This window comes from Rothia sp. P4278, from assembly GCF_048512945.1.
GTDB lineage: Bacteria > Actinomycetota > Actinomycetes > Actinomycetales > Micrococcaceae > Rothia.
Genome location: NZ_JBLXXU010000001.1, coordinates 894,918 through 919,276, shown reverse-complemented (window position 1 = coordinate 919,276; position 24,359 = coordinate 894,918). Strand labels below are relative to the sequence as shown.

Here is a 24,359-nt window from a genome sequence, read left to right as displayed (position 1 = left end):
GTGGGGTTTGGTGACCTGACCCCCCTTTTTGTTTAATAAGAAAACAGTGTCCAGCTATACCCAAGCTCTATCTTGACAACGGATGTGCCTGAAAACGCACCCCAAACCTGTCTACCCCACTACGCAAGTAGATACTAAGCCCGATAAACTAGAAGCCAGCGTCCAGCACAGGGCAAGACAGTTAGCCCGGATAACAGAACACTATAGAGGAGAACACTTGGCTGATTACTCACGCAACCACTCAGAATCTAACCGAGGTGGATACAAGAAGAGCAGGCCCCAGAACTCCTCTAACAGTAAACGTAGCTACGGAGACCGCACCGAAGGCGGCTACCGCAAGCAGGAGGGTGAGAGCCCCTTCCGCGGCGAGAAGAAGAAACACTTTGACTCACAGCGTGGCGGAAAGCGCTACGACGACCGCAACTCCAACGGTCCAAGGAAGGACAGATTCTCCAAAGATCGCAACTCCAACGGCCCCCGCCGTGACTTTGACCGCGATAGTAAGCAAGGCTACAAGGACCGAGAGGCTGAAAAAACCGACTACAGGCCTTCCAAGAAGGCACCCGAGATTGACACAGACGTTACCGGGAAAGAGCTAGAGAACTGGACTCTGCGTGCTCTACGCCAGCTCGAAGCCCAGAACGCAGAGACCGTAGCTAAGCACCTGGTCATGGTTGGGCGTTACCTCGATATTGACCCCGACTTCGCACTCGAACACGCGATCGCTGCCTCTAAACGAGCAGGCCGTATCGGCGTCGTCCGCGAAGTCGTAGGCATTGCCGCCTACGCAGCAGAAAACTTTGGGCTTGCCCTGCGTGAGCTCCGCACCCACCGCCGTATCTCCGGTTCTCATGACCACCTTGCCCTGCTAGTGGACTGCGAACGCGCCCTGGGTAGGGTTGATAAGGCACTTACCTTGGCCGATGAGGCCAACCAAGAGGAAGTACCCGCAGCCGTACGTTCAGAGGTAGCAATTGTTGTCTCCGGTATCTACCTTGACCGGGGCGAACTCTCAAAGGCTATCTCTGCCCTCGAAATTCCCGAGCTTAACCCCAAGCGCGGCTATGACTACTCACCCCGCCTATTCAAGGCCTACGCTGAACTGCTGCAGCAGGATGGCCGAACCAAAGAAGCGGCCCGCTGGGCCCGTCTAGCGCTCATGACTGAGGCCGCACTGGGCCAGGGCGACTTCGTGGAGCCCGAAATCTTTGACATCTTCACCGAAGAAGATTTGCTTGAACCTGAGGAAGTTTCAGTAGACCTTGAAGCCGCTGAAGCCCAGAGCCAGGAATCGGAACCTTCCGACCAGGAAACTAGCCAAGCAGAAGACCCAGTAGCCGGCCTTGATGACGCTCAAGAAGGGCTCACCACAGCTGAAGCCGTGGTCAGTGAAGAAGAGACTGAAGAGGAAAACCTCCACCAAGTCTCCGCTGACCATGAAGCACCCATAGAGGACGAAGCCTAATGCTGCTAGCCGCATACGACGCTATCCTGTCCGACCTTGATGGCGTAGTTTACGCTGGCCCCTACGCCATTGAGGGAGCACCCCAAGCGCTTAACCGCGCCCAGGAGCAGGGCATCACCCTTGCATTTGTCACCAACAATGCCTCCCGTAGCGTGCAAACAGTTGCAGACCACCTGGTTGAGCTAGGAGTCAAAACCGATGCTGATCACGTGGTCAGCTCAGCCCAGGCAGCCGCTCACCTACTGGCTACCCAGCTACCGGCAGGCTCTAAGGTTCTAATTACCGGTGCACAGGCTCTAGCAGATTGTGTAGCTGCAGAGGGTCTAAGGCCCGTGACCAGCCAGGCCGATGAACCCCTTGCCGTGGCCCAGGGTTTCAACCCCAAGATGTGCTGGGAAGACCTGGCTGAGGCCTCCTACACCCTTGCTGATCATTCGGTGCTCTGGGTGGCATCTAATACCGACTTCACTATCCCTAAAGAACGCGGTTTTGCTCCCGGCAACGGCACACTGGTTGCAGCGGTAGCAAGAGCCACCGGGCGCAAGCCCCTGGTCGCCGGTAAACCCGAGACCCCCATCTTTGAAACAGCTGCCCAGAAACTCGGCGCCCACAAGCCCCTAGTAGTAGGGGACCGCCTGGACACCGACATCCAAGGCGGTAACCGAGCGGGTATGGCAACCGCTGTTGTGATGACCGGTGTTGAGACCTTCCAGACCATTCTGGCCGCCATCCCCGGAGAACGCCCCACCTATATCTTGGAAGACCTCAACGGCTTCTTTGAGACCTACCCCCATATCCAGCTTCAAGAAGCCGAAACCGGCATTGAGGCTCGAGGCGCTGGCTGGACCGCTCTAGCAAGAGATGAGGAAATTCACCTGCAGGGGCAGGGGAGCGACCTCGATAGCTGGCGAGTAGCCTGCGCGGCATGGTGGGCCAAGCACCCCCATGCGAGTGAACCCACTTCCCCCAAGGATATACACCGTGGCTAAACTCCAGGCCGAAACAATATCTGCCGATTCGACTAAAGACTCGACGACCGATGTGAGCCTAGACCCTGAGTTTGAGGCAGAACTTGCCGCGACTCTTGCCTGCGACCCCACCGAACGTATCGAGCGGTTAAGCCGCCTGGTCCAGAGCCTGCAAGACGAGCTGTATAAGCACGGGGCACCAGAGAGCAAGGAACTGTAGCGTGCGGCTAGACCAGTACATGGTACAAGCAGGCATCACCCGTTCACGCACCCTGGCTGCCAAAATGATTAACGCCGGGCACATTAGCGTCAACGGGCAAACCGTGCAGAAAGCCTCCCACAAGGTGCACGAAGCTGATAAGGTCAGCGTCCGCAGGAGCGAGCTCACCGAGTACGTCAGCCGAGCTGGACACAAGCTTGCCGGTGCTCTCGACGCTTTCCCCAGGCTGACCGTAGTAGGTAAGCGCTGCCTTGACGCAGGCGCTTCGACCGGCGGCTTCACCGATGTTTTGCTGCGCCGGGGGGCATCGTGGGTTGCCGCGGTGGACGTAGGCCACGACCAGCTTGTTCCCGAGATACGTAACCACCCGGATGTTGCCGTCTATGAGGGAATGAACGTGCGCCACATGAGCCCTGAAGATATTGGCGGGCAAGTGGACCTCACAGTATCTGACCTCAGCTTTATTTCCCTGACTAAGGTTCTTGGGCCGCTGGCAGGAGCAACCGCTGCTGGCGGTGACCTGCTCCTGATGGTCAAACCCCAGTTTGAGGTAGGACCAGCGCGCATTGGCAAAGGTGGTGTCGTAACAGACCCAGCCGCGCGAGCCGAAGCAGTGGCCCGTGTCCGCGCCTCAGCTCAAGCTGTGGGTCTGGAAGTTCTTGGGGAAGAAACCAGCCCTCTGCCCGGGCAGGACGGTAATGTGGAGTTCTTCCTCTGGTGCCGTAAGCCTCTAGAATACTAACCTGACACCAGGAATCGAATAAATATTCGAAAAAATGTGTGTTGCCGGGCTTAAAAGCCCCTAAAACCTCGGGCTGTCAGTTAGCCTAAAAAGGTGAAGGAAACAGCAAACTCAGCTCCCAAGCCCCTGGCCGGTGAACGCAAGATACTGGTCTTTGCCCACACCGGTCGTCTTGAGGCCCGTGATGCCGCCCGCGCAACCTGTACCCAGCTCTACCAAGCCGGCCTGGTTCCCGTAATGAACCGTGCCGACTTAGAGGCTCTGACTGAAAAGTGGGAGAACCCCGTACCTGTAGCGGTAGCCCACGAAAGCGTGGCTCTCAAAGACATTGAGCTTGGCATGGTCTTAGGCGGTGATGGCTCAATTCTGCGAGCTGCCGAGATGATTCGGCATACCCAGATTCCTCTGATCGGCGTTAACCTCGGCCATGTTGGCTTCCTGGCCGAAGCCGAGGAAGTAGACCTCGCCGAGACGATTGAACGTGTCGTATCCGGTGCCTACACCGTTGAAGAACGCATGGCTATTGACGTCAAAGTGTGGGACGGGCGAACTAAGATCCTTGATACCTGGGCCCTCAACGAGGCCAGCGTTGAAAAGGGCAACCGCGAAAAAATGATCGAAGTAGTCGTTGAAGTGGACCGCCGCCCACTCTCGTCTTTTGGCTGTGATGGCGTGGTGCTCGCAACACCAACAGGCTCCACCGCCTACGCCTTCTCCGGTGGTGGACCCGTGGTTTGGCCCAGCGTTGAAGCTATGCTGATGGTTCCCCTATCGGCTCACGCGCTCTTTGCCCGCCCCCTAGTTACCGCGCCCACCTCCATGATGGCCGTGGAGCTGGTATCCACCAACGGTGCTGAGGGCGTGCTCTGGTGCGACGGCCGCCGAACCAGCGACCTGCCCCCGGGTGCCCGCGTTGAAGTAACCCGCTCTGCTAAGCCGGTACGTTTGGCCCGTATGCACCCGGCGCCTTTCTCGGAGCGCCTGGTCAAAAAATTTGAACTGCCTATCGCCGGCTGGCGTGGCCCCCATTCCCTGGGCCCGGCCACCAGTACACTGCCCCAAGTCAGCGCTCAGTAACTATACCCGGAAGAGATGCACACCCGTGATTGAAGAAATCCATCTGCGTGACCTAGGCGTGATCACCGATGCTCGCCTACCCCTTGAACCGGGGTTCTCGGTGCTCACCGGCGAAACCGGTGCCGGTAAGACCATGGTCGTGACCGCCCTCGGCATGCTTCTGGGCGCTCGTTCCGATGCTTCTAGCGTGCGCAACGGTGCAAAAAATGCGTTGGCTGAAGCCGTTATCCGTCTGCCACAGGGGCACCGCGCCCTCCACCTGGCAGAAGAAGCTGGGGGAGCGGTCGAAGAGCTCGACGGCGGTAGCTCGGAGTTACTGCTAGCCCGAACCGTGAGCGCCACGGGGCGTTCTCGCGCTCACGTTGGTGGGGTTTCTGCCCCTATCGGGACGCTGGCTGATATTGGGCACACCCTGGTCGCGGTCCATGGTCAGTCAGACCAACTACGGCTTAAAGATGCCGCCGAACAGCGGGCTGCCCTAGATGCTTATGCCGGTAAGAAACTGGAAAAGCTCTTAGCAAGCTATACCCTCAACTATGAGCGCTACCGCAAGGCCGCCGGAGAACTGCGTGACGTCCGCGAAAACACCAGGGCGCGTGCTCTCGAAGCTCAGACCCTTCAAGGTGCACTTGCCGAAATCGATTCGGTCGCGCCTACCGACGGCGAAGACGAAGCCCTAAGAATTGAGAGCCAGAAGCTAACCAATGTGGAGTCTTTGCGGCTGGCCGCAAGCACAGCAGCAAGAGCTCTGGCCGGCAGTGAGTACGCAGACGCCGATGCCCCAAATGTGCTGGGACTGCTCGATGTGGCCCGGTCCGCCCTGGCCGCTGAGGCTGAAGCTGACGCAGATTTAGCCTCGCTAGCAGGGCGTTTGAACGAGGCTCTGATTCATGTCACCGATATTGCCGAGGAAATCTCCGCCTACACCTCTGGGTTAGATAGCGAAGGCCCCGAGCGCTTGGCCGAGGTAGAGAACCGACGTGCCGCGCTCAAAACCCTGACCCGCAAATATGGGGCCGATATTGCTGAGGTCCTTGCCTGGGCTGAGGAATCACGCGCCCGACTTGCAACTCTCACCGATGACCCGGCCCGCCAAGAGGCTCTGGAGAGCGAACTCCGCCAGCTCCGTGAAACGCTGGGGAATCAGGCTAGCCAACTCACTGAGCTACGGTCCAAGGCCGCCCGTAAGCTGGCCCTGGCGGTGAGCGAAGAACTGACAGCTCTGGCCATGCCCAACGCCTCACTGGTCGTACAGGTAGAAGAAACCGAGAAGTTCCACCGGTTTGGCAAAGACTCCGTGACCTTTATGCTGGCTCCCCACCGGCAGGCTGTTCCCAGGCCGCTGGGTAAGGGGGCCTCGGGCGGTGAGCTCTCCCGTGTCATGCTGGCACTAGAAGTTGTACTCTCTGAGGTAGACCCCGTACCCACCTTTATCTTTGACGAGGTGGACTCAGGCGTGGGCGGTAAAGCCGCTATCGAGATCGGCCGTCGCCTTGCCATGCTGGCCAAGAACGTGCAGGTACTGGTGGTTACCCACCTGCCCCAGGTCGCGGCCTTTGCCGACCAACACATTCTGGTGCGTAAAAACGATGACGGTTCCCTCTCTAAGGTCCAGGTACTTTCGTCCGAGGAGCGAGTAGTGGAACTTGCCCGTATGCTCTCTGGACACGACCAATCGGCGGCCGCACAAGAACACGCCCGCGAGCTACTACAGAACGCTGGCCAGCTTTAAAAGGAGAGTACCGGCCTCAGAACTTTAGCTGCAGGAACAATGAACTGCTACGAGAGATTGCTGGCAGTCAGCCAGGGCAGAGGCCACAAAATATCCGCCTTAACCGCTCTTCTTAGTGCGGTTTTCGCGGATTTTCCTGAACGGGAAAACGTGATTTTACATAAAGATAAGTCCCGCGAAACCATTCAGGCCAAAGTGGTGATAAGCTGGAATTCCGTGGTAGATACTCAGACATCAAACAACGGTAAAGTCACCCGCCAGATCTTCGTGACCGGTGGCGTGGCATCATCTCTCGGCAAAGGCCTTTCCGCCTCATCTCTAGGCCGGCTCCTCCGCTCCCGTGGTCTTTCTGTGACCATGCAGAAGCTTGACCCCTATCTCAACGTCGACCCCGGCACCATGAACCCCTTCCAGCACGGTGAAGTCTTTGTGACCGACGACGGCGCTGAAACCGACCTCGATATCGGTCACTATGAGCGGTTCCTAGACGAAAATCTCAGCCAGTCCGCTAACGTCACAACCGGCCAGGTCTACTCCCACGTGATCGCCAAGGAACGCCGCGGCGAATACCTGGGCGACACCGTACAGGTTATCCCGCACATCACTGACGAAATTAAACGCCGCATGCGTCTGCCTGCTGAAGACGAGAACGCCCCCGACATCATCATCACCGAAATTGGCGGCACTGTAGGTGATATCGAATCGCTGCCCTTCCTCGAAGCCGCACGCCAGGTCCGCCGCGATCTGGGCCGCCGTAACGTCTTCTTCCTGCACGTATCGCTGGTGCCCTTTATCGGGCCCTCCGGCGAACTAAAAACCAAGCCCACCCAGCACTCTGTTGCGGCCCTGCGCGGCCTGGGCATCATTCCCGACGGCCTGATTCTGCGCTGTGAACGCGAAGTTCCCGAATCGCACAAGGTCAAGATTGGTAACGCCTGCGACGTAGAACCCGAGGCCGTTATCTCCTGCGCCGATGCGCCCAGCATCTATGACATTCCCAAGACCCTGCACAGCCAGAAGCTGGACACCTACATCTTGGACTACCTGGGCATCGAAGCTCAGCCCCTTGACTTCACCCAGTGGGATAAGCTGCTGAGCGCGGTACACACCCCCAAGACCGAGGTCCACGTCGCGCTGGTTGGTAAGTACATTGACCTGCCCGACGCTTACCTGTCGGTGACTGAGGCCCTGCGTGCCGGTGGCTTCGCTAACGACGCCAAGGTAAACATCAAGTGGGTAGCCGCAGACCTCTGCTCAAGCCCCGAGGACGCCGCCCATCAGCTTCGCGGCATAGACGCTGTGCTCGTACCCGGTGGCTTCGGTATCCGTGGCCTGGATGGCAAGATCGGTGCCCTGCGTCATGCCCGCCAGAACAAGATTCCCACCCTAGGTATCTGCTTAGGCCTCCAGTCCATGGTCCTAGAGTATGCGCGCAACGTCCTGGGCATTACCGATGCATCATCCACCGAGTTTGACCCCGAGACTGCCTCACCCCTGATTGCCACCATTGAAGAGCAGAAAGCCTACGTTGAGGGTGCAGGCGACCTGGGTGGAACCATGCGCCTGGGCCTTTACCCTGCGCACCTGGCTGAGGGCTCCCTGGCTGCTAGCATCTACGGTGCGACCGAAGTGTCGGAACGTCACCGCCACCGCTACGAAGTCAACAACGACTACCGCGCCCAGCTTGAAGAAGCAGGTCTAGTTATTTCGGGCACCTCCCCGGATTCCTCCCTGGTTGAGTTCGTAGAACTACCCGTTAGCGAGCACCCCTACTACATCGCAACTCAGGCTCACCCCGAGTACCGTTCACGCCCGACCAAGCCGCACCCGCTCTTTTCCGGGCTGATAAAGGCGGCGCTGCAAGCACGCAAGGCCTAACTGCCACTCTTGCCTAGGTACTAGAAGAGGCCCCGGTTATTTTTTCCCCAGAAAATAGCCGGGGCCTTGAGCCTTGCCGAACATATCCCGCTACCAGGGACTGCTTTCAAAAGAACCCAGCTGGACCCGCCCTTGGGGCGGTGCCACCGACCGGGTAGGGTTGAAGAGAACAAAACGGGTTGAACACGGCAGAAGGGCAGACCCATGCAAAAGAACCTTAACTATGACATCGGAACAGCTGACCGGATCGATGCCGCTGCGCTCGCAGCCGGGCAGGAGGGCATCGCGGATATTGCTAACCCCCGTTATGTCACCAGTCGTACGACCAAATTTGAGGGGTATGTCTGGGATGTTGTACGCGAAGGAATTGCACTGACTCCTGGCGATACTCCCTTTGAACGGGACTTCTTGCTCCACCCCGGGGCGGTGGCTGTGATTGCACTCAATGACCTTAAGGAAGTGCTCCTCATTAACCAGTACCGTCACCCCGTGAGGGCTAACCTGTGGGAAATCCCGGCGGGCCTGCTCGATATTGACGGTGAGCCACCGCTTGAAGCCGCCGCCCGTGAGTTGGCTGAAGAAACAGACCTTCGTGCTGAACGGTGGGACACCCTCATGGAGTTCTACAACTCGCCCGGGGGTATGGGGGAGACCTGCCGCATCTACCTGGCCCGGAACCTGAGTCAGATTCCCGCCGAAGAGCGCGAAGACCGCGTCCACGAGGAGTCAGAAATCGTGCTGCGCTGGGTGCCTCTGGACCAAGCCGTGGAGGCTGTCCTCGCCGGACGTATCCACAACGCGGCCTCAACTAATGCTATCCTGGCGCTGGATGCAGCGGCCCGGCGGAACTTTGAAACCCTATACTCCACCGATGCTCCTTTCACCGCCCACCCAGCCCTGCGCGAGCCTAACTATCGCGGTGAGATCAGACCGGCAGAGGGCCTCTAGGCATGGAGCAACCCCGCAACCTGGGGGGAAGAACGCGCAAGGAGCCAGAAGCGCTGACCCCACTCGACCAGGCGGTGGAGGCCTACCTCAACCACCTGGCCATTGAGCGTGGCCTGGCCGCCAACACGCTGGCCTCCTACCGGCGAGACCTAATCCGCTACAGTGTTTACCTTGATAGCGTCGGAATTATCGACCCCAAGAACATCACCAAAAAGCACGTGCGTGACTTTGCCGCTGATTGTGCCACTCCACCTGCTGGGGGCGGGAATCCGCTATCCCAGAGGTCTATCGCCCGGGTGATTAGTGCTGTCAGAGGCGCTCACAAATTTTGGTTGCTTGAGGCCATGACAGCCACTAACGCTGCCTCTACCGTGCGGCCACCCACACCGGGTGCCCGGCTCCCCAAAGCGGTACCGCTGAGCGACATTACACGTTTACTGGAAAGCCCTGACCCGGCCACGCCTGCGGGGCTACGGGATAGGGCACTCCTGGAGTTTCTCTACTCCACCGGGGCCCGCATTAGCGAAGCCATCAACGTGGACCTCGATGATGTTGTGATAGACCGAAACCAGTCAGACTCAGCCCTGCCCGCTGTGGTGCGCCTGTTTGGTAAGGGCAGTAAAGAACGGGTGGTGCCGGTGGGCTCTTATGCAAGCAGAGCCATTGAAGACTACCTGGTGCGCGGCAGACCCGCCCTGGCTGCTAAGGGTAAGGGCACCCCTGCCCTGTTCCTGAATGGGCGGGACGGCGCGCGGATAACCCGGCAGGGGGCCTACCTGGTCCTCAAGAAGCACGCCCAAAGAGTAAAAATTCGGGCCGAGATTTCACCGCACACCCTGCGGCACTCATTTGCCACTCACCTGCTTGAAGGCGGGGCAGATATCAGGGTGGTACAAGAGCTTCTGGGGCATGCCTCCGTGACCACCACCCAGGTCTACACCAAGGTCACCGCAGATACCCTGCGTGAAGTTTTTGCCGCCAGTCACCCGCGTGCCCGATAAAAGGCACCTGCCCCGGGCGCTATAACTAGCTCCCGGGCAGGTCGGCGGGCTATGGTGCGGGTTTAGAGGTGGCGCTCATCGACACCCCGGTAGGCTGAGAGCGGCCTAATCAGTGAGTTAGCGGCTCGCTGCTCCAGAATGTGGGCGGTCCACCCGGTCAGTCGGGAGGCCACAAAGATGGGGGTAAAGGTGGGGGTATCAAAGCCCATCAGATGGTAGGTAGGCCCAGCGGGGTAGTCCAGATTGGGCTTGATCCCCTTTGCCTCGTCCATTGCTTCTGCCAGGCCCTGGTAGAGGCCAATGACATCTGAGCGGTCATAGTACTGCACCATGTCAAAGAACGATTTCTGCATGGTGGGTACGCGGGAATCTCCGTTCTTGTAGACGCGGTGGCCAAAGCCCATAATCTTCTTTTTCTGGGCCAGAGCGGCCTCCATCCATTCCTTAGCACGTGCCTTGGCAGCGGCCTGGGACTCGCCAGCAATGACACCGATTTCATCGAAGGTGTGCTGAACTGCCTCGTTAGCGCCGCCGTGCAGGGGACCCTTGAGGGCTCCGATTGCGCCGGTGACAGCTGAGTGCAGATCAGACAGGGACGATGTAATCACGCGGGCTGTGAAGGTGGAAGCGTTGAAAGAGTGCTCGGCGTACATGACCATCGAGACGTTGAAGGCAGTTTTGACTTCGGGGGCCGGGACCTGGCCAAAGGCCATGTAGAGGAAATTATCGCAGTAGTCCAGATCATCGCGGGGCTCAAGGAGTTCCTGACCTCGCCGGCGGCGCTGGTCGTAGCAGACCACAGCGGGCATGACCGCAAAAAGCTCCCAGGCTTTGCCCAGCTCAGCCTCAGGGGCTGAATCTTCGCTCTCCGGGTGGCAGGCCCCCAGGAAAGAGACGGCTGTGCGGCACACGTCCATGGGGTGACTGTCCAGAGGCAGAGCATCGATAACAGCTTTGAGGGCCGGTGGCAGTGCTCGGTGGGAGCGTTCAAAAGCGGTGAACTCTGCAAGCTGTTCATCGGTGGGTAGCTCGCCGTTCCAGAGGAGCAGGGCTACCTGCTCAAAAGGAAGAGTAGCAAGTTCCTGGACGGGGTAGCCGCGATAGAGCAGGGAGTTGGTTTGGGCATTGACCTTTGAGATCGCGGTGTAGTCGGCAACAACACCGGCAAGACCCTTAGCGACGTCTTTGTCAGTCATGGTGTATCTCCTTGTGATGGGGTGAAACGATGCACCCGAACTATGTTTGGTCTGGGTAGGGGCCGAGCAAAAACTACCCGGCCCCTGCCCTGAGGCGGGGTTAGTTCGTTGATTCCCCAAATTTTCCGGGTACCTCGAAATTGAAGATGCCGGTGTCAAAGTGGTTGTAGCCTTCGTAATCGACCAGTTCGTAGAGACGCGAACGGGTGAGCATCTGGTCTACAGCGGCTTCTTGGGTTCCATCGGATTCGATGGTTTCCAGTACCCGTTCCATGGCCCCCAGTGAGGAGCGGAGCAGAGTAACCGGGTAGATAATGAGAGAAATACCGGCTTGAGCAAGCTGGTCTTTGGTGTAGAGCTGGCTCTTCCCGAACTCGGTCATATTGGCCAAGACCGGCACCTGGACGGCATCGCAGACAGCCTTGAACTCGTCCAGGTTCTTCATGGCCTCGGGGAAGATTGCATCGGCGCCGGCATCGACCAGGGCCTTGATGCGGTCGATGGTCTCTGCCAGTGAAGAGGTGCCACGCAGGTCGGTCCGGGCCATAATCAGGAAGTTCTCGTCCCTGCGGGCTTCGGCTGCCGCCCGGATTCGCTTGGTCGCGGTTTCCAGGTCAACCATGTTCTTGTTATCCAGGTGGCCGCACCGCTTGGGGTTGAACTGATCCTCAATATGGCAACCGGCCAGCCCGTGTTCCTCGAACTCTTGGATAGTTCGGGCCACGTTCATGGGTTCGCCAAAACCGGTGTCAGCATCGACGATAGCCGGTAGGTTGGTGACGCGGGCAATCTGCCCGGCCCTCTGAGCGACCTCGGTCAGAGTGGTCAGCCCGACGTCGGGAAAACCTAGCTCATTGGCCAGCACTGCACCGGAGATGTAGATGCCGTCAAAGTTCTTCTCTTCAATCAGGCGGGCTGAGAGAGGGGTGTAGGTTCCCGGGAACTGGCGAATCTGGTTGCTTGCCAGCATGGCGCGCAAATCCTGGCGTTTTTGAGTGGCGGTTTTCGATGAGTAAAGCATTAGAAGATACCTTTCGCTCCGGTTTGAAGGTCAAGGGAGGCGGTGATGTTGAGGGCATCAAGTTCACCGGCACCTAGCTGGGCCAGGTTTTCTACGGCGGTGAGGAAGCGGTCCTGCTCCTCCTCAGAGACTTGACCTGCGGCTAGAGTGCGGAACTTCTTGATATAGTCGGCGCGAGCGAAGGGGCGGGCCCCGAGCGGGTGAGCGTCGGCTACCGCGATTTCCTCAATCAGAGTTTCACCGTTGGTTAGCTTGATTTCTGCACGCCCGCCAAAGGCCTTTTCTGCCGGGTCCTTGGAGTGGTAGCGGCGGGTCCACTCAGCATCTTCTGCGGTGGTGACCTTATGCCAGAGCTCTACGGTGTCGGGGCGCTGGGCCCGTTCGGGGGCGTAGGAGGCTAGGTGATCCCATTGGCCGTCCTGGAGCATGACGGTAAAGATGTAGGGAATCGAATGGTCAAGGGTTTCGCGGGTTGCGCTGGGGTCGTACTTCTGCGGGTCGTTAGCGCCTGAGCCAATGACGTAGTGGGTGTGGTGTGAGGTATGCAGAACAATGGACTCAACATTTTGCGGGTCGGTAAGTTCCGGGTGTTCCTTGTGGAGCTTGCGAGCCAAATCGATCCAGGCCTGGGCCTGGTACTCGGCGGAGTGTTCCTTGGTGTAGGTATCCAAGATAGCGCGCTTGGGCTCACCGGGCGCGGGGAGCGGAACCTGGTAACGGGCATCGGGGCCATCTAGCATCCAGGCAATCACGCCGTCTTCACCCTCGTAAATGGGAACCGGGGAGGTCTGCCCGCGCATGGCACGGTCAACAGCTTCAACAGCCATTTTTCCGGCGAAAGCAGGAGCGTGGGCTTTCCAGGTAGAAATCTCGCCCTTACGTGACTGGCGGGTAGCGGTGGTGGTGTGCAAACCCTGGCCAATGGCCTGGAAGATAGTCTCGGTATCCAGCCCCAGAAGGGTACCGATTCCTGCGGCAGCGGAGGGGCCGATGTGGGCAACGTGGTCAATCTTGTGCTTGTGCAGGCAGATTGCTTTGACCAGGTCTACCTGAACTTCGTAGCCGGTAGCGATGCCACGAATAAGGTCGTACCCGCTGCGACCGGTGTGCTGGGCAACAGCCAGTATGGGCGGAATGTTGTCGCCGGGGTGGGAATACTCAGCAGCCAGGAAAGTGTCGTGGTAGTCCAGCTCGCGCACGGCAACACCGTTGGCCCAGGCTGCCCACTCGGGGGAAACCTTGGTCGTGGCGGGGACACCAAAAATTGTCGCGCCGCTACCGTTGGGGGAGTGGGCGTGAGTGAGCGCCTGGTCGCGGGCAGAGATAATGGGGCCGCGATTGAGCGAAGCGATAGCCACCGATGCATTATCGATGATGCGGTTAATGACCATCTCTTCAACCTCGGGGAGCACCTCAACAGGGTCGGTTGCTAGCTGGGCGAGCTTATAGGCTAGCTGCTCCTCGCGGGGTAGGTTCTCATCGGAACGGTAGACACGAACTTCGTGTGTAACGGTCATGGAATGATCCTTTCAACAACAGTGGGTTACTTGGTTTTAGGCTGTGGTGGCTGATCCTGCGGTGATAGTCGAAGGCTGAGGCGGGGACTGCTCGAACTGGATCTGTTGGTTTTGTGAGTTTGCCGCCTCCTCAATGGCATAGAGAGCCTTGGCCAGGTGGAGCCGGACGGCGGCCTCGGCTAACTGCTGATCTCCTGAGGCGATGCACCGGGCTATCTGCGCGTGTTCCTCAGCTGCTTGGGCCAGCCGAATAGGGTTGGCCTTGGAGAGCTTGCGGATGCGGGTCAGCTGGGTTCGCAGGGAGGCTTGGGCCTGGTGCAGGTAGCGGTTATCCGCAGCCCTGTCGATTGCGCTGTCAAGCTCATCAACGAGTGCATAGTATTCGGCCAGCTGGCTACTGCCTTGGTGTAGCTCAAGGGCAGCTTGCTCAAAGGCGCTGGCAAGCTGACGGAAAGTTAGAGGGTTACCGCGGCGGGCGGCTAGGGCTGCTGCAGTACAGTCCAAGCTGGTCCGCAATTCAAAGAGGGAGTAGACATTGGCCAGAGAAATCGGAGCAACAATTACGCCCCGCCCAGGGGCCGGTTCAGCTAACCCCTCAGCAAGGAGCCGGGAAATTGCTTCCCGGACAGGGGTGCGTGAGACTCCCAGCCGTTCAGACTGCTCGACTTCAGCAATCACAGAGCCGGGGGCCAGCATTCCCTCCATGATGTTGCTACGCAAACTTTGATAGGCAAGCTCGCCTGCTTTCATGGCTACCTCTCCAGCTCAACTATGACTTCTAGCACTGGTGTGCAGATGGGATTACTCTAAAACACCGCCGGGGATTTTGTATACATAAAGTTTAAAAAATATGGTTTATGGCGAAATATTTGTGTCATTTTTGGGTCTAGGGCAATTTTTTGTATACAAACTCTTGCTTAAGTGTGACCCTCAGCACTAGGTTGGAGTCACTTACCTCCACAACAAACAGTCCCACAGTCCTGAAGGAGTGCCCCTGGTGACAACCTACAGTGAAACCTACCGCGACAGTATCGACAACCCAGAGGGCTTCTGGTTAACCCAAGCGCAAGCCATCCACTGGGATAGGCCTCCGCACACAGCCCTGGATAGCTCAGCTGAACCTATCTACCGCTGGTTCCCCGATGGGCAACTCAACACCTGCTACAACGCTGTAGACAGGCATGTCCAAGCGGGCAAGGGTGACCAAACCGCTATTATCTACGACTCAGCCATGCTGGGTACCCGCCAACAGATCACTTACGCCGAGCTCAAAGAGCAGGTCGAACAGCTGGCGGGAGCGCTCGCATCGGCTGGAGTAGCTCAAGGGGACCGCGTCCTCATTTACATGCCCATGATTCCGCAAGCTGCTGTGGCCATGCTGGCTGTGGCACGGCTGGGCGCTGTGCACTCTGTGGTCTTTGGTGGCTTTGCTCCCAACGAACTAGCCAGTCGTATCAATGACTGTCAACCCGGCGTGGTACTTACCGCATCCGGCGGCATTGAACCCCGCCGTCACATTGAATACATCCCGGCAGTTGAAAAAGCACTGGAACTAGCAGAAGCTAAGCCTCACACGGTCTTTGTCTTTGCCCGCGAAGGCTTTGAACATTCGGTAGACGATGCCGCAGCACGCGCCCAGAAGCAAGGCACGGACGTGACCTGGCAGGACTGGGGAAAGGCTACAGAGCAGGCTAGCCCGCATGGGCCGGTACCCGTCACTGCAACTGACCCCCTGTACATCCTTTACACCTCGGGAACGACCGGTTCTCCCAAGGGCGTAGTGCGCGATAACGGCGGCCACGCCGTTGCCCTGACCTGGACCATGAAGAATATCTACGACGTTGGCAAGCAAGAGGTCATGTGGTGCGCCTCGGACGTTGGCTGGGTTGTGGGCCACTCCTACATCGTCTATGGGCCCCTGCTGGCCGGTGCAACAACCGTGCTTTATGAAGGCAAGCCTGTGGGTACCCCTGACGCCGGTGCCTTCTGGCGAGTTATTCAGGATGCCGGGGTAAAGTCACTCTTCACCGCGCCCACCGCACTGAGGGCTATCCGCAAAGCTGACCCCGAAGCAGAGCTACTGGGATCCTACGATATTTCCTCCCTTGAGCTTCTGTTTGTGGCTGGCGAAAGGCTTGACCCAGAAACCTACCACTGGGCTACCGAGAAACTGGGTGTCCCCGTGATTGATAACTGGTGGCAGACCGAAACCGGCTGGGCGATTGCGGCTAATCCGCGCGGGCTTGAAGCGCTCCCACTCAAGCCCGGTTCCCCCTCGGTGCCCTCGCCCGGCTATAACCTGCAGGTGCTCGATCCCATGGGCGAGCCGGTTGGGCCGGAGGAGGAAGGCAACCTGGCTATTAAGCTACCGCTCCCACCCGGCACCTTGCCCACCCTGTGGGGCGATGATGACCGCTACATCGCCTCCTACCTCGAAGCCTTCGAAGGCTACTACGCCACCGGTGACTCCGGCTATGTTGACCAAGACGGCTACGTGTTTGTCATGGGTAGAACCGACGACGTGATCAACGTTTCGGGGCACAGGCTCTCCACCGGTGCCATGGAACAGGTTCTTGCCGGGCACCCAGCAGTAGCCGAGTGCGCCGTCATCGGTATTGCTGACCCACTCAAAGGCCAGCGACCCGCTGGCTACGTGGTTCTCAAAGCCGGGGTGGATATTACCGAAGAAGAGCTGGCTGCCCAGCTGATTGCGAGCGTGCGGGAAAACATCGGCGCTGTTGCTGACTTCAAGGACGTCAAAATCGTTGAGGGTCTGCCTAAGACCCGCTCCGGCAAGATTCTGAGAAAGACCATGCGCCAAATTGCCGATGGTGAGGAATACAAGGTGCCCTCAACCATTGAAGACATGGGCGTACTTGACGATATAGCCAAGATCATCAAGGGCTAAGCCCAGCCCGGGGTGCTCCTGACTTCCTCCTGACGCGGGCGGTTGGGGGCACCCCCCTTTTTTGTGCGGAGCCAGGACCAAAGAACCTTATTTATCAGCCCCCCTGGGGCGCTGTTCCCCCTTTTGGTGTGGAGGAATAGGCCCCCGTGTGTGCTTGCCCTCCTTTGAGCCAGTAGACTGTTAGGTAAAAGTCTTTTATAACCAAACTGCAAAAGGTGACGTACAGTGACTGAAACAGGAGCTGAGCAGCTTGGCCCCACAGGCCGACCCCTGCGCATCTACCCGGATCCCGCGCCCCTGACGAGCCACGGGCCTGCCCGTATTATCTCCATGGTGAACCAGAAGGGTGGTGTGGGTAAAACTACCTCCACCATTAACCTGGGCGCCGCCCTGGCCGAGGTAGGGCGCAAGGTTCTGCTGGTTGATTTTGACCCGCAGGGAGCACTTTCAGCGGGCTTTGGGGCTAACCCCCACGAGCTAGACCTGACCGTATACAACGTCATGATGGACCGTAAGGTTGAGATTCGTGACGTTATCCAGAGCACCGACTTTGAGAACATCGACCTGCTACCGGCTAACATCGACCTCTCAGCCGCAGAAGTCCAGCTGGTTAACGAAGTAGCTCGTGAACAGGTACTGGCCAGCGCACTGCGCAAGGTCGAGAAGGACTACGACGTCATTCTTATTGACTGCCAACCATCGCTGGGCCTGCTCACGGTCAACGCCCTGACCGCAAGCCACGGTGTGATTATTCCTCTGATTTGTGAGTTCTTTGCCCTGCGTGCGGTGGCCCTGCTGGTGGATTCGATTGAGAAGGTTCAGGATCGCCTGAACCCCAAGCTCGAAATTGATGGCGTCCTAGCCACCATGTTCGATTCCCGTACCCTGCACTCTAAAGAAGTGCTGGCGCGTATTATCGATGCCTTTGGCGATAGGGTCTTTGATACGGTTATCAAGCGCACCGTTAAGTTCCCCGATGCGACCGTTTCGGCTGAGCCTATTCTGTCCTACGCATCGAATCACCCCGGCGCTGAGGCCTACCGTCAGCTTGCCCGTGAGCTCATCAGCCGCGGCGGCGCACCCTAACCAGAGTTACCTGCGGACAGAACGGGGTAGGTACAAGCTAGGCGATGAGCCCTACCTGCCCCGTTCTCTATGCCCTTGGCTACTTTCTGCCCTCTGGCCTTGAAAGCCGGGAACATGCAGGGGACAATGGAAAGAGTGCCCCCTACCCCGCACAGGGCTGAGAGCGCACCTGGTTTGACCCCAAGGATGGAGAATCGCTGCCGTGATGGTACCGACACAAGAGGCCCCTAGCGCTCCTGCGCAGGTTCGGCCCCCCGAGCCCTTTACCCTGGCTCTGAGCAACTTTGAAGGCCCTTTTGACCTTCTACTCACCCTGATCTCCCGGCGCAAGCTGGATATTACCGACATCGCTCTAGCTCGGGTCACCGACGAATTTCTCAACTACATTCACAGCGCTTTTGAGAGTGGCAGTGACGCTGCCCTTAATACCGCCAGTGAATTCTTGGTAACAGCGGCAACCCTGCTTGAACTTAAAACAGCCCGGTTACTCCCGCAGCCCGAACGCGTGCTCGCGGCCAGCCCGGAACTCTTAGAAGCCCGCGACCTCCTCTTTGCTCGTCTACTTCAGTACCGCGCCTACCGCGAGGTAGCCGCGGTGCTCGATGAAAAATTCTCGGGTGAAGCCCAGCGTTTTGCCCGTACCGTGACCCTTGAACCCAAGTTCTCCAAGGTACTGCCGGAGCTTGTTTTTGACCTGACCCCTGAGGAGTTTGCCCGTATTGCGGCCGGCGCCCTACGGCTGGATAAGGGGCAAGAACAAGAACCGCTCCCGGAGACGGTACAGACCGATCATATCTACCGGCCCGCAACAACTATTGCGGCGGAAGAAGCGCTGATTCTGGAGCGGCTGAGGCAAGCCGGTGGAGCTATCAGCTTTACTGACCTGTGCCGTGATACCGCATCTGTAGAGATTGTGGTGGTGCGTTTTCTTGCGGTGCTGGAGCTCTACAAGGAGGGGGTGCTAGAGGTAGAGCAGACCGAAACACTGGGGCCTATATATCTGGAACTCCAGCCAGAAAATGACAGCGCTGAAAACCACAGTACAGAAAATGACGGCACAGAAAATAACGGCACAGAAAATAACGGCACAGAGAATGACGGCACAGAAAATGACGGCACAGAATTAGCCGGTACAGAATGTGGTAGCCAAACAGCTGATGGGAAGGAGTTAGACCGTGGGTAGTGCAGACTTTACCGATGATGACCTGAGGCTCCTGACCTCAGGCTCGTGGAGCTTTGACCCGGGGGAGAGCACACCCGAGTCTGCTGAGGGTACAACAGATGCGGATAAGGTCCAAGGGGAGGAAACTCCCACCCCCGAAGCCCCCCAAGACCAAGAAGCCTTACCGCCGCAGACAGCTAGCCCAAACCCTAGAAGGAAAAGCCGGCAAGAACCCGTCCTGGCTGCTTCGTCCGATGGTTTCTCACGGGTGGAACTCCAACCCGGAGGCATCAAAGCGGCTATCGAAGCGATTTTGGCGGTCGCCGATGTGCCGGTGAGCGTGCGAGAGTTTTCCGCCGCACTGATCGTCTCCGAACGAGCCGTGGAAACAGCCCTCGATGAGCTGGACCGCGAATACAAGGGTTACGACGATGGGACAACCGTCCACGAGCCACGCGGCTTTGAGCTGCGCCAGGTGGGTGGGGGCTGGCGGCTCTACTCCCGGCAGGACTTTTCCCCCTGGGTGGGGCGCTTCGTGGTGGGTGCCCAGAGCACCAAACTCACCAGGGCGGCCCTAGAGACCCTAGCTGTGATTGCCTACCAGCAACCGGCAACCCGCTCCTATCTTGCTCAGGTACGAGGGGTATCGGTCGATGCGGCGGTGCGCAACCTGCTCCACCGCGGCCTAATCGCCGAAACAGTACCCGACGAAACCGGAGCTACCCAGTACATCACCACCGACACCCTGCTTGAAAAACTGGGGCTTAACTCGCTCGATGAGCTCCCGGCCCTAGCCCCCTATCTGCCGGACCCGGCAGAGGTAAACGACCACCACAACATTGACCTAAACGCCGGCTAAAACGGCGAAGACAGAACACGACAGAAAGAAGATACAAGACGATGGCATACGGACATAATTCATCACGTGGTAACTCAAATTCACGCGGCGCTCGTCCCGGCGCGGGCCGCCCGGGTACAGGTAAAGGCAAGGCAGCCGGTAAAAAAGGCTTTGGTGCTAAGAACGCCCGTGGCGCTAAGCCCGGTGCGCCCGGTGGCCCCCGCAAGGCAGGAACCGGCAAAGGCCCCAAGTTCCGTTCAGGTACCCCCTTCGCCAAGGAAATGGGCGAATTCCGCCCGGCTAATCGTGGCACCAAAAACTTTGGCCCCCACCGCCCCCGTCGCCCCAAGAACGCACCCGTAGATCACTACCCCTTCTACGACCACGAGGGCGTACGCCTGCAAAAGGTCATGGCTCAGGCCGGTGTCGCTTCCCGCCGCGTGTGCGAAGAAATGATTGAAGAAGGCCGCGTCACCGTTGACGATATACCGGTGACCGAGCTGGGCGTTCGTGTTAACCCCGATGCTGTGACCATTCAGGTTGACGGTATGACAATTCAGACCAACGACAAGCTGGTCTACATGGTGCTAAATAAGCCCTCCGGCGTCGTCTCCGCTATGGATGATCCCGATGGTCGCCCCAACATCAGCAACTTCTTGCGTTCCTCCATGACCGAACGCGTCTTCCACGTGGGCCGCCTGGACGTTGAAACCGAGGGCCTGCTCTTGCTGACCAACGACGGTGAACTGGCTAACCGGCTGACCCACCCCTCCTACGAGGTTCCCAAGACCTACCTGGTTCAGGTGCCGGGCCCCATGGAACCCGGTATCGGTGCGGCCATGAAGAAGGGTCTGCGTCTTGAAGATGGTGTGACCCGCGTGGACGAGTTCAAGCTGGTGGACTCAACCCCCGGACACGTTCTGGTGGAAGTTACCATTCACTCCGGTAAAAACCGTATTATCCGCCGCATGTTCGAGCAGGTGGGCTACCCCGTGGAGAAGCTGGTGCGCGTAGAAATGGGACCTATCCACATCGGCTCGCAGAAGCAAGGTACCGTCCGCAACCTCTCCAAGGTTGAAATCGGCAAACTGCTGGCTTCGGTAGGTATGTAATGAGTAGCTTTGACTCTCACCTGCACGGGCCGGTGCTGGTCATCGGCACCGGTCTGCTGGGAGCCTCAGTGGGTTTGGGCCTGCGACTGAACGGCTACACGGTCTACCTCAGCGATATTTCGCCGACAACCGAAGCCGTAGCCGAGGATATCGGAGCGGGGCTCTCCCTGCGTTCCTTGGAAGGGCAAGAGCGGGGGAGCGGCTCTGACCTTGAACCCCAACTGGTGGTGGTGGCCGCGCCCCCGGACGTGACCGCAGAACTGGTCATCTCTGCGCTGAACCGTTATCCCAAGGCTTTCGTCATCGATATTGCCTCGGTGAAGTCTGAAATCTTGGACCGGGTCCTGGCATCTAAGGCCGATTCCAGCCGTTACCTGGGCACCCACCCCATGGCTGGGCGTGAAAAGTCCGGCCCGGTGGCCGCCCGTGGCGAGCTGTTCTCTGCCCGCCCCTGGGTTCTGTGCGAGCACCCGCTGGTTCGCCCCGAACTGGTCAAGCTTGCCCAGCAGGTGGCAACCGAGCTGGGCTCTACCATTACCCATCTTGACGTGGTAGAACATGACCAAACCGTCGCCCTCATTTCACACGTGCCCCAGGTGATGTCCTCACTGCTAGCTTCCCGCTTACAAGATACCCCGCTCTACGCCCTGGGGCTGGCTGGTCAAGGCTTGAGGGACACCACCCGTATTGCGGCCTCCGATCCCGGCCTGTGGGTGCAGATTCTTGCGGCCAACGCCCAACCTGTCGTCCAGAGCCTCTACGGTGTGCGAGAAGACCTGGAGCGACTGATTGCCACTCTTGAAGCTCCCACCGAGCCAGGCTCACGCCTCGATATTGCCCAGCTGATCAGCGAAGGCAACCACGGCGTTGCCCGTATTCCGGGTAAGCACGGGGGATCACCCGGCGCTTTTGCCCAGCTCACCGTGCTGGTAGATGACACCCCAGGTACCCTTGCCCGGCTACTGGCTGAGATCGGGGAACTGGGTGTCAACCTGGAAGACCTCAGATTGGAACATTCACCCGGCGCTCAGGTGGGTATGGCTGAGCTATCGGTCAACCCCAACGAACACGAAAAACTGATTGAAGACCTCACCAGCCGCGGCTGGAAAGTCGTCACATAAAGGAGAACACATGACTGAGAAGCTCGTTATTGCTATTGACGGCCCTTCCGGCTCCGGTAAATCTTCGGTGTCTAAGGCGGTGGCCCGCCACTACGGCCTGGACTACCTTGACACCGGAGCCATGTACCGCGCCCTGACCTGGTACTGCCTGGATCAGCAGGTTGACACCTCAGATGCGGATGCCCTGGTGGCTGCCGCCCGTGCCTTCCCCTACCTTCAGGGCACCAGCCCCGATCAGGAAGTGATCCAGGTCGCTGGTATTGATGTACGCGATGCTATCCGTGAACCACGAATCTCCGAGGCGGTTTCTGCCGTTGCCTCAAACCCGGACGTACGCCAGATTCTGATTGACCTGCAACGAAGTTTTATTGCCCAGGCACCGGCTGGCATGGTCGCAGAAGGCCGTGACATCACCACCGTTGTTGCTCCCGAGGCCCATGCTCGAATCCTGCTGACCGCTAGCGAAGAAGTTCGTTTGGCCCGCCGGGGCCTTCAGCTTGGCGGTACCCAAAATAAAGAACAATTAGCCGCACAGGTCTCGGCCCGTGACGCAAAGGACGCACAGGTCACCAGCTTTACCCAGGCAGCTGCCGGCGTCACCCTGGTGGATTCCTCCGAGCTGAACTTTGAAGAGACTGTTGCTGCTGTTATTTCCGCAGTTGACCAGCAACTAGGCCGCTAAACCACTGGCTACTGCCACTCCATCAACTAGACTTATCAACCAATGCACCGGCGCTAGCCGGAAACCACCACAGGAGGTATCGCCTATGAGCGAAGAACTCGCACCCCAAGACGACTATGAGGTTAAATTCCTAGCCGGCGGCGCTGATGATGTATCAGACCGCCTGGCTGAGATTGACGATGAAACCGCCAACCAGCGCGCTGAAGCGCTGCTCGCCGGTCTTGAAGACTACGCACTGGATGAAGAAGACCGGGAGCTGCTGGCCTCCTGGGGCTTTGACGCCGATGAAGACGAGGACCGTGAGGCTGACCCCGTCGTAGCTATCGTGGGCCGCCCCAACGTCGGCAAATCCACCATTATCAACCGTATTCTGGGCCGCCGAGAAGCTGTTGTTGAGGACAAGCCCGGCGTAACCCGTGACCGGGTCTCCTACAAGGCTGAATGGTCCGGTAAGGACTTCACTCTGGTTGATACCGGTGGTTGGGAAGCTGATGCTCAGGGCATTGACGCTCAGGTTGCGGCTCAGGCCGAAATCGCTGTGGCTCACGCTGACGTTGTCTTGCTGGTTCTTGATGCCCTGGTCGGCATCTCAGCTACCGACGAAGCTATTGTTCGTATGCTCCGCCGCGTGGATAAGCCCATTCTGCTGATTGCCAACAAGATTGACGACGCCCACCAGGAACCCGACGTGCACAACCTCTGGTCGCTGGGCATGGGCCAGCCCTATCCCGTTTCTGGCTTGCACGGGCGCGGTCTAGCTGACCTGCTGGATGCCCTGCTTGAGGTCATGCCCGAGCATTCTCAGTACGCTGAGCCTGAAGCTCTGGGGGGCCCTCGACGTATTGCACTGATCGGCCGACCCAATGTGGGCAAGTCCTCCCTGTTGAATAAGCTGGCTGGCGAGGAACGTGCCGTGGTTAACGACCTGGCCGGTACCACCCGAGATCCTGTTGACGAAATCGTTGAGCTAGGTGGCCGCCCCTGGCGCTTTGTGGATACCGCCGGTATTCGCCGCCGCGTCCACATGGCTAAGGGGGCTGACTTCTACGCATCCCTGCGCACCCAGACCGCTATTGAGCGCGCTGAGGTTGCTGTTGTCCTGCTCGATGTCTCAGAACCTATCTCGGAACAGGACGTCCGTATTATCCAGATGGCCGTTGATGCTGGTCGCGCTATGGTGCTGGCCTTCAACAAGTGGGACACTCTCGATGAGGACCGCCGGGAAATGCTGGAACGCGAAATTGACCGCGACCTAGCCCACGTGACTTGGGCACCGCGCGTGAATATCTCCGCCAGGACCGGTTGGCATAAGGACAAGCTGGTGCCAGCCCTGGAGCGCTCATTGGAGTCCTGGGACTCCCGTATTCCCACCGGTAAGCTCAACGCCTTCCTGGGCGAGATTGTTGCGGCCCACCCGCACCCTCTGCGTGGCGGTAAGCAGCCCCGCATTCTCTTCGGCACCCAGGTATCGTCCCGCCCGCCCAAGTTCGTGCTCTTTACCACGGGTTTCTTGGACCCGGGCTACCGCCGTTTCATTGTTCGCCGTCTGCGCGAGACCTTTGATTTCACCGGTACACCGATTGATATCACCATGCGTGTGCGTGAGCGTCGCAGTCTAGGGGAGCGCCAGAGCGGTAAGTCCGCTAAGGGGAGCCGCCGCTAGGGAGGGAGCCCTCCCTGGTCTA

21 protein-coding genes are annotated in these 24,359 nt (G+C 58.7%); 17 read left to right on the top strand and 4 right to left on the bottom strand.

Annotation, left to right across the window (positions count from 1 at the left end; genetic code table 11):
• Nucleotides 1-217: 217 nt before the first annotated feature.
• The 9 genes from ACN085_RS04080 to ACN085_RS04040 all read left to right on the top strand — a co-directional run bounded on the left by ACN085_RS04080 (nucleotide 218) and on the right by ACN085_RS04040 (nucleotide 10,031).
• On the top strand, nucleotides 218-1,465 hold the full coding sequence (locus ACN085_RS04080) for a hypothetical protein (protein WP_419110687.1): 1,248 nt from the start codon (nucleotides 218-220) through the stop codon (nucleotides 1,463-1,465).
• A complete protein-coding gene (locus ACN085_RS04075; protein WP_419110686.1) occupies nucleotides 1,465-2,454 on the top strand; it encodes an HAD-IIA family hydrolase in 990 nt (329 codons plus the stop codon). Before ACN085_RS04080 ends, ACN085_RS04075 begins: the two co-directional genes overlap by 1 nt.
• The gene (locus ACN085_RS04070; protein WP_419110685.1) at nucleotides 2,447-2,653 is read left to right on the top strand and encodes a hypothetical protein; all 207 of its coding nucleotides are present in this window, start codon (nucleotides 2,447-2,449) and stop codon (nucleotides 2,651-2,653) included. The genes ACN085_RS04075 and ACN085_RS04070 overlap by 8 nt, the downstream gene beginning before the upstream one ends.
• A 1-nt stretch (nucleotide 2,654) precedes the next feature.
• Nucleotides 2,655-3,395, top strand: a complete 741-nt coding sequence (locus ACN085_RS04065; protein ID WP_419110684.1) for a TlyA family RNA methyltransferase — start codon at nucleotides 2,655-2,657, stop codon at nucleotides 3,393-3,395.
• Nucleotides 3,396-3,488: 93 nt separating this feature from the next.
• Nucleotides 3,489-4,472 carry an NAD kinase gene (locus ACN085_RS04060; RefSeq protein ID WP_419100003.1) on the top strand — a complete coding sequence of 328 codons (984 nt, stop codon included), beginning with the start codon at nucleotides 3,489-3,491 and terminating at the stop codon, nucleotides 4,470-4,472.
• Nucleotides 4,473-4,497: 25 nt separating this feature from the next.
• Entirely contained in the window at nucleotides 4,498-6,204 is a 1,707-nt protein-coding gene (gene recN / locus ACN085_RS04055; RefSeq protein ID WP_419100004.1) for a DNA repair protein RecN, read from the top strand.
• 198 nt (nucleotides 6,205-6,402) lie between these two features.
• On the top strand, nucleotides 6,403-8,082 hold the full coding sequence (locus ACN085_RS04050) for a CTP synthase (protein WP_419110705.1): 1,680 nt from the start codon (nucleotides 6,403-6,405) through the stop codon (nucleotides 8,080-8,082).
• A 204-nt stretch (nucleotides 8,083-8,286) separates the two neighbouring features.
• Entirely contained in the window at nucleotides 8,287-9,030 is a 744-nt protein-coding gene (locus tag ACN085_RS04045; RefSeq protein ID WP_419110683.1) for an NUDIX domain-containing protein, read from the top strand.
• A 2-nt stretch (nucleotides 9,031-9,032) separates the two neighbouring features.
• The gene (locus tag ACN085_RS04040) at nucleotides 9,033-10,031 is read left to right on the top strand and encodes a site-specific tyrosine recombinase XerD (protein WP_419110682.1); all 999 of its coding nucleotides are present in this window, start codon (nucleotides 9,033-9,035) and stop codon (nucleotides 10,029-10,031) included.
• Nucleotides 10,032-10,093: 62 nt separating this feature from the next.
• On the opposite strand, the gene ACN085_RS04035 is transcribed toward ACN085_RS04040, so the two are convergent.
• The 4 genes from ACN085_RS04035 to ACN085_RS04020 all read right to left on the bottom strand — a co-directional run bounded on the left by ACN085_RS04035 (nucleotide 10,094) and on the right by ACN085_RS04020 (nucleotide 14,515).
• Nucleotides 10,094-11,227 carry a bifunctional 2-methylcitrate synthase/citrate synthase gene (locus ACN085_RS04035; RefSeq protein ID WP_419110681.1) on the bottom strand — a complete coding sequence of 378 codons (1,134 nt, stop codon included), beginning with the start codon at nucleotides 11,225-11,227 and terminating at the stop codon, nucleotides 10,094-10,096.
• Nucleotides 11,228-11,327: 100 nt separating this feature from the next.
• On the bottom strand, nucleotides 11,328-12,248 hold the full coding sequence (prpB, locus tag ACN085_RS04030) for a methylisocitrate lyase (RefSeq protein ID WP_419100008.1): 921 nt from the start codon (nucleotides 12,246-12,248) through the stop codon (nucleotides 11,328-11,330).
• Nucleotides 12,248-13,765, bottom strand: coding sequence for an MmgE/PrpD family protein (locus tag ACN085_RS04025; RefSeq protein WP_419100009.1), 1,518 nt, complete (start codon nucleotides 13,763-13,765; stop codon nucleotides 12,248-12,250). Before ACN085_RS04025 ends, prpB begins: the two co-directional genes overlap by 1 nt.
• Nucleotides 13,766-13,801: 36 nt before the next feature.
• On the bottom strand, nucleotides 13,802-14,515 hold the full coding sequence (locus ACN085_RS04020; protein ID WP_419100010.1) for a GntR family transcriptional regulator: 714 nt from the start codon (nucleotides 14,513-14,515) through the stop codon (nucleotides 13,802-13,804).
• A 244-nt stretch (nucleotides 14,516-14,759) separates the two neighbouring features.
• Between ACN085_RS04020 and ACN085_RS04015 the strand changes: the two genes are divergently transcribed.
• The 8 genes from ACN085_RS04015 to der all read left to right on the top strand — a co-directional run bounded on the left by ACN085_RS04015 (nucleotide 14,760) and on the right by der (nucleotide 24,337).
• The gene (locus tag ACN085_RS04015) at nucleotides 14,760-16,673 is read left to right on the top strand and encodes a propionyl-CoA synthetase (RefSeq protein WP_419110704.1); all 1,914 of its coding nucleotides are present in this window, start codon (nucleotides 14,760-14,762) and stop codon (nucleotides 16,671-16,673) included.
• 225 nt (nucleotides 16,674-16,898) lie between these two features.
• Nucleotides 16,899-17,759, top strand: a complete 861-nt coding sequence (locus ACN085_RS04010; RefSeq protein ID WP_419110680.1) for a ParA family protein — start codon at nucleotides 16,899-16,901, stop codon at nucleotides 17,757-17,759.
• A gap of 205 nt (nucleotides 17,760-17,964) precedes the next feature.
• Entirely contained in the window at nucleotides 17,965-18,942 is a 978-nt protein-coding gene (locus ACN085_RS04005; RefSeq protein WP_419110703.1) for a segregation and condensation protein A, read from the top strand.
• Nucleotides 18,935-19,780 carry an SMC-Scp complex subunit ScpB gene (gene scpB / locus ACN085_RS04000; protein ID WP_419105413.1) on the top strand — a complete coding sequence of 282 codons (846 nt, stop codon included), beginning with the start codon at nucleotides 18,935-18,937 and terminating at the stop codon, nucleotides 19,778-19,780. Before ACN085_RS04005 ends, scpB begins: the two co-directional genes overlap by 8 nt.
• Nucleotides 19,781-19,821: 41 nt before the next feature.
• The gene (locus ACN085_RS03995; protein WP_419100013.1) at nucleotides 19,822-20,871 is read left to right on the top strand and encodes a pseudouridine synthase; all 1,050 of its coding nucleotides are present in this window, start codon (nucleotides 19,822-19,824) and stop codon (nucleotides 20,869-20,871) included.
• Nucleotides 20,871-21,992 carry a prephenate dehydrogenase gene (locus ACN085_RS03990; protein WP_419110679.1) on the top strand — a complete coding sequence of 374 codons (1,122 nt, stop codon included), beginning with the start codon at nucleotides 20,871-20,873 and terminating at the stop codon, nucleotides 21,990-21,992. Before ACN085_RS03995 ends, ACN085_RS03990 begins: the two co-directional genes overlap by 1 nt.
• 10 nt (nucleotides 21,993-22,002) lie before the next feature.
• Entirely contained in the window at nucleotides 22,003-22,674 is a 672-nt protein-coding gene (cmk, locus tag ACN085_RS03985; RefSeq protein WP_419110678.1) for a (d)CMP kinase, read from the top strand.
• An 85-nt stretch (nucleotides 22,675-22,759) separates the two neighbouring features.
• Nucleotides 22,760-24,337 (top strand): ribosome biogenesis GTPase Der, encoded by a 1,578-nt coding sequence (der, locus tag ACN085_RS03980; RefSeq protein WP_419105410.1) that lies wholly within the window; start codon nucleotides 22,760-22,762, stop codon nucleotides 24,335-24,337.
• The last annotated feature ends 22 nt before the right edge of the window (nucleotides 24,338-24,359 follow it).

Excerpts from the sequence above, each read along its gene's own strand:
- ACN085_RS04025 (WP_419100009.1), bottom strand. The coding sequence starts at position 13,765 with ATGACCGTTACACACGAAGTTCGTGTCTACCGTTCCGATGAGAACCTA.
- ACN085_RS04045 (WP_419110683.1), top strand. The coding sequence starts at position 8,287 with ATGCAAAAGAACCTTAACTATGACATCGGAACAGCTGACCGGATCGAT.
- ACN085_RS04020 (WP_419100010.1), bottom strand. The coding sequence starts at position 14,515 with ATGAAAGCAGGCGAGCTTGCCTATCAAAGTTTGCGTAGCAACATCATG.
- ACN085_RS04035 (WP_419110681.1), bottom strand. The coding sequence starts at position 11,227 with ATGACTGACAAAGACGTCGCTAAGGGTCTTGCCGGTGTTGTTGCCGAC.
- ACN085_RS04040 (WP_419110682.1), top strand. The coding sequence starts at position 9,033 with ATGGAGCAACCCCGCAACCTGGGGGGAAGAACGCGCAAGGAGCCAGAA.
- prpB (WP_419100008.1), bottom strand. The coding sequence starts at position 12,248 with ATGCTTTACTCATCGAAAACCGCCACTCAAAAACGCCAGGATTTGCGC.
- ACN085_RS04075 (WP_419110686.1), top strand. The coding sequence starts at position 1,465 with ATGCTGCTAGCCGCATACGACGCTATCCTGTCCGACCTTGATGGCGTA.
- ACN085_RS03995 (WP_419100013.1), top strand. The coding sequence starts at position 19,822 with ATGGCATACGGACATAATTCATCACGTGGTAACTCAAATTCACGCGGC.
- der (WP_419105410.1), top strand. The coding sequence starts at position 22,760 with ATGAGCGAAGAACTCGCACCCCAAGACGACTATGAGGTTAAATTCCTA.
- cmk (WP_419110678.1), top strand. The coding sequence starts at position 22,003 with ATGACTGAGAAGCTCGTTATTGCTATTGACGGCCCTTCCGGCTCCGGT.
- ACN085_RS03990 (WP_419110679.1), top strand. The coding sequence starts at position 20,871 with ATGAGTAGCTTTGACTCTCACCTGCACGGGCCGGTGCTGGTCATCGGC.
- ACN085_RS04005 (WP_419110703.1), top strand. The coding sequence starts at position 17,965 with ATGGTACCGACACAAGAGGCCCCTAGCGCTCCTGCGCAGGTTCGGCCC.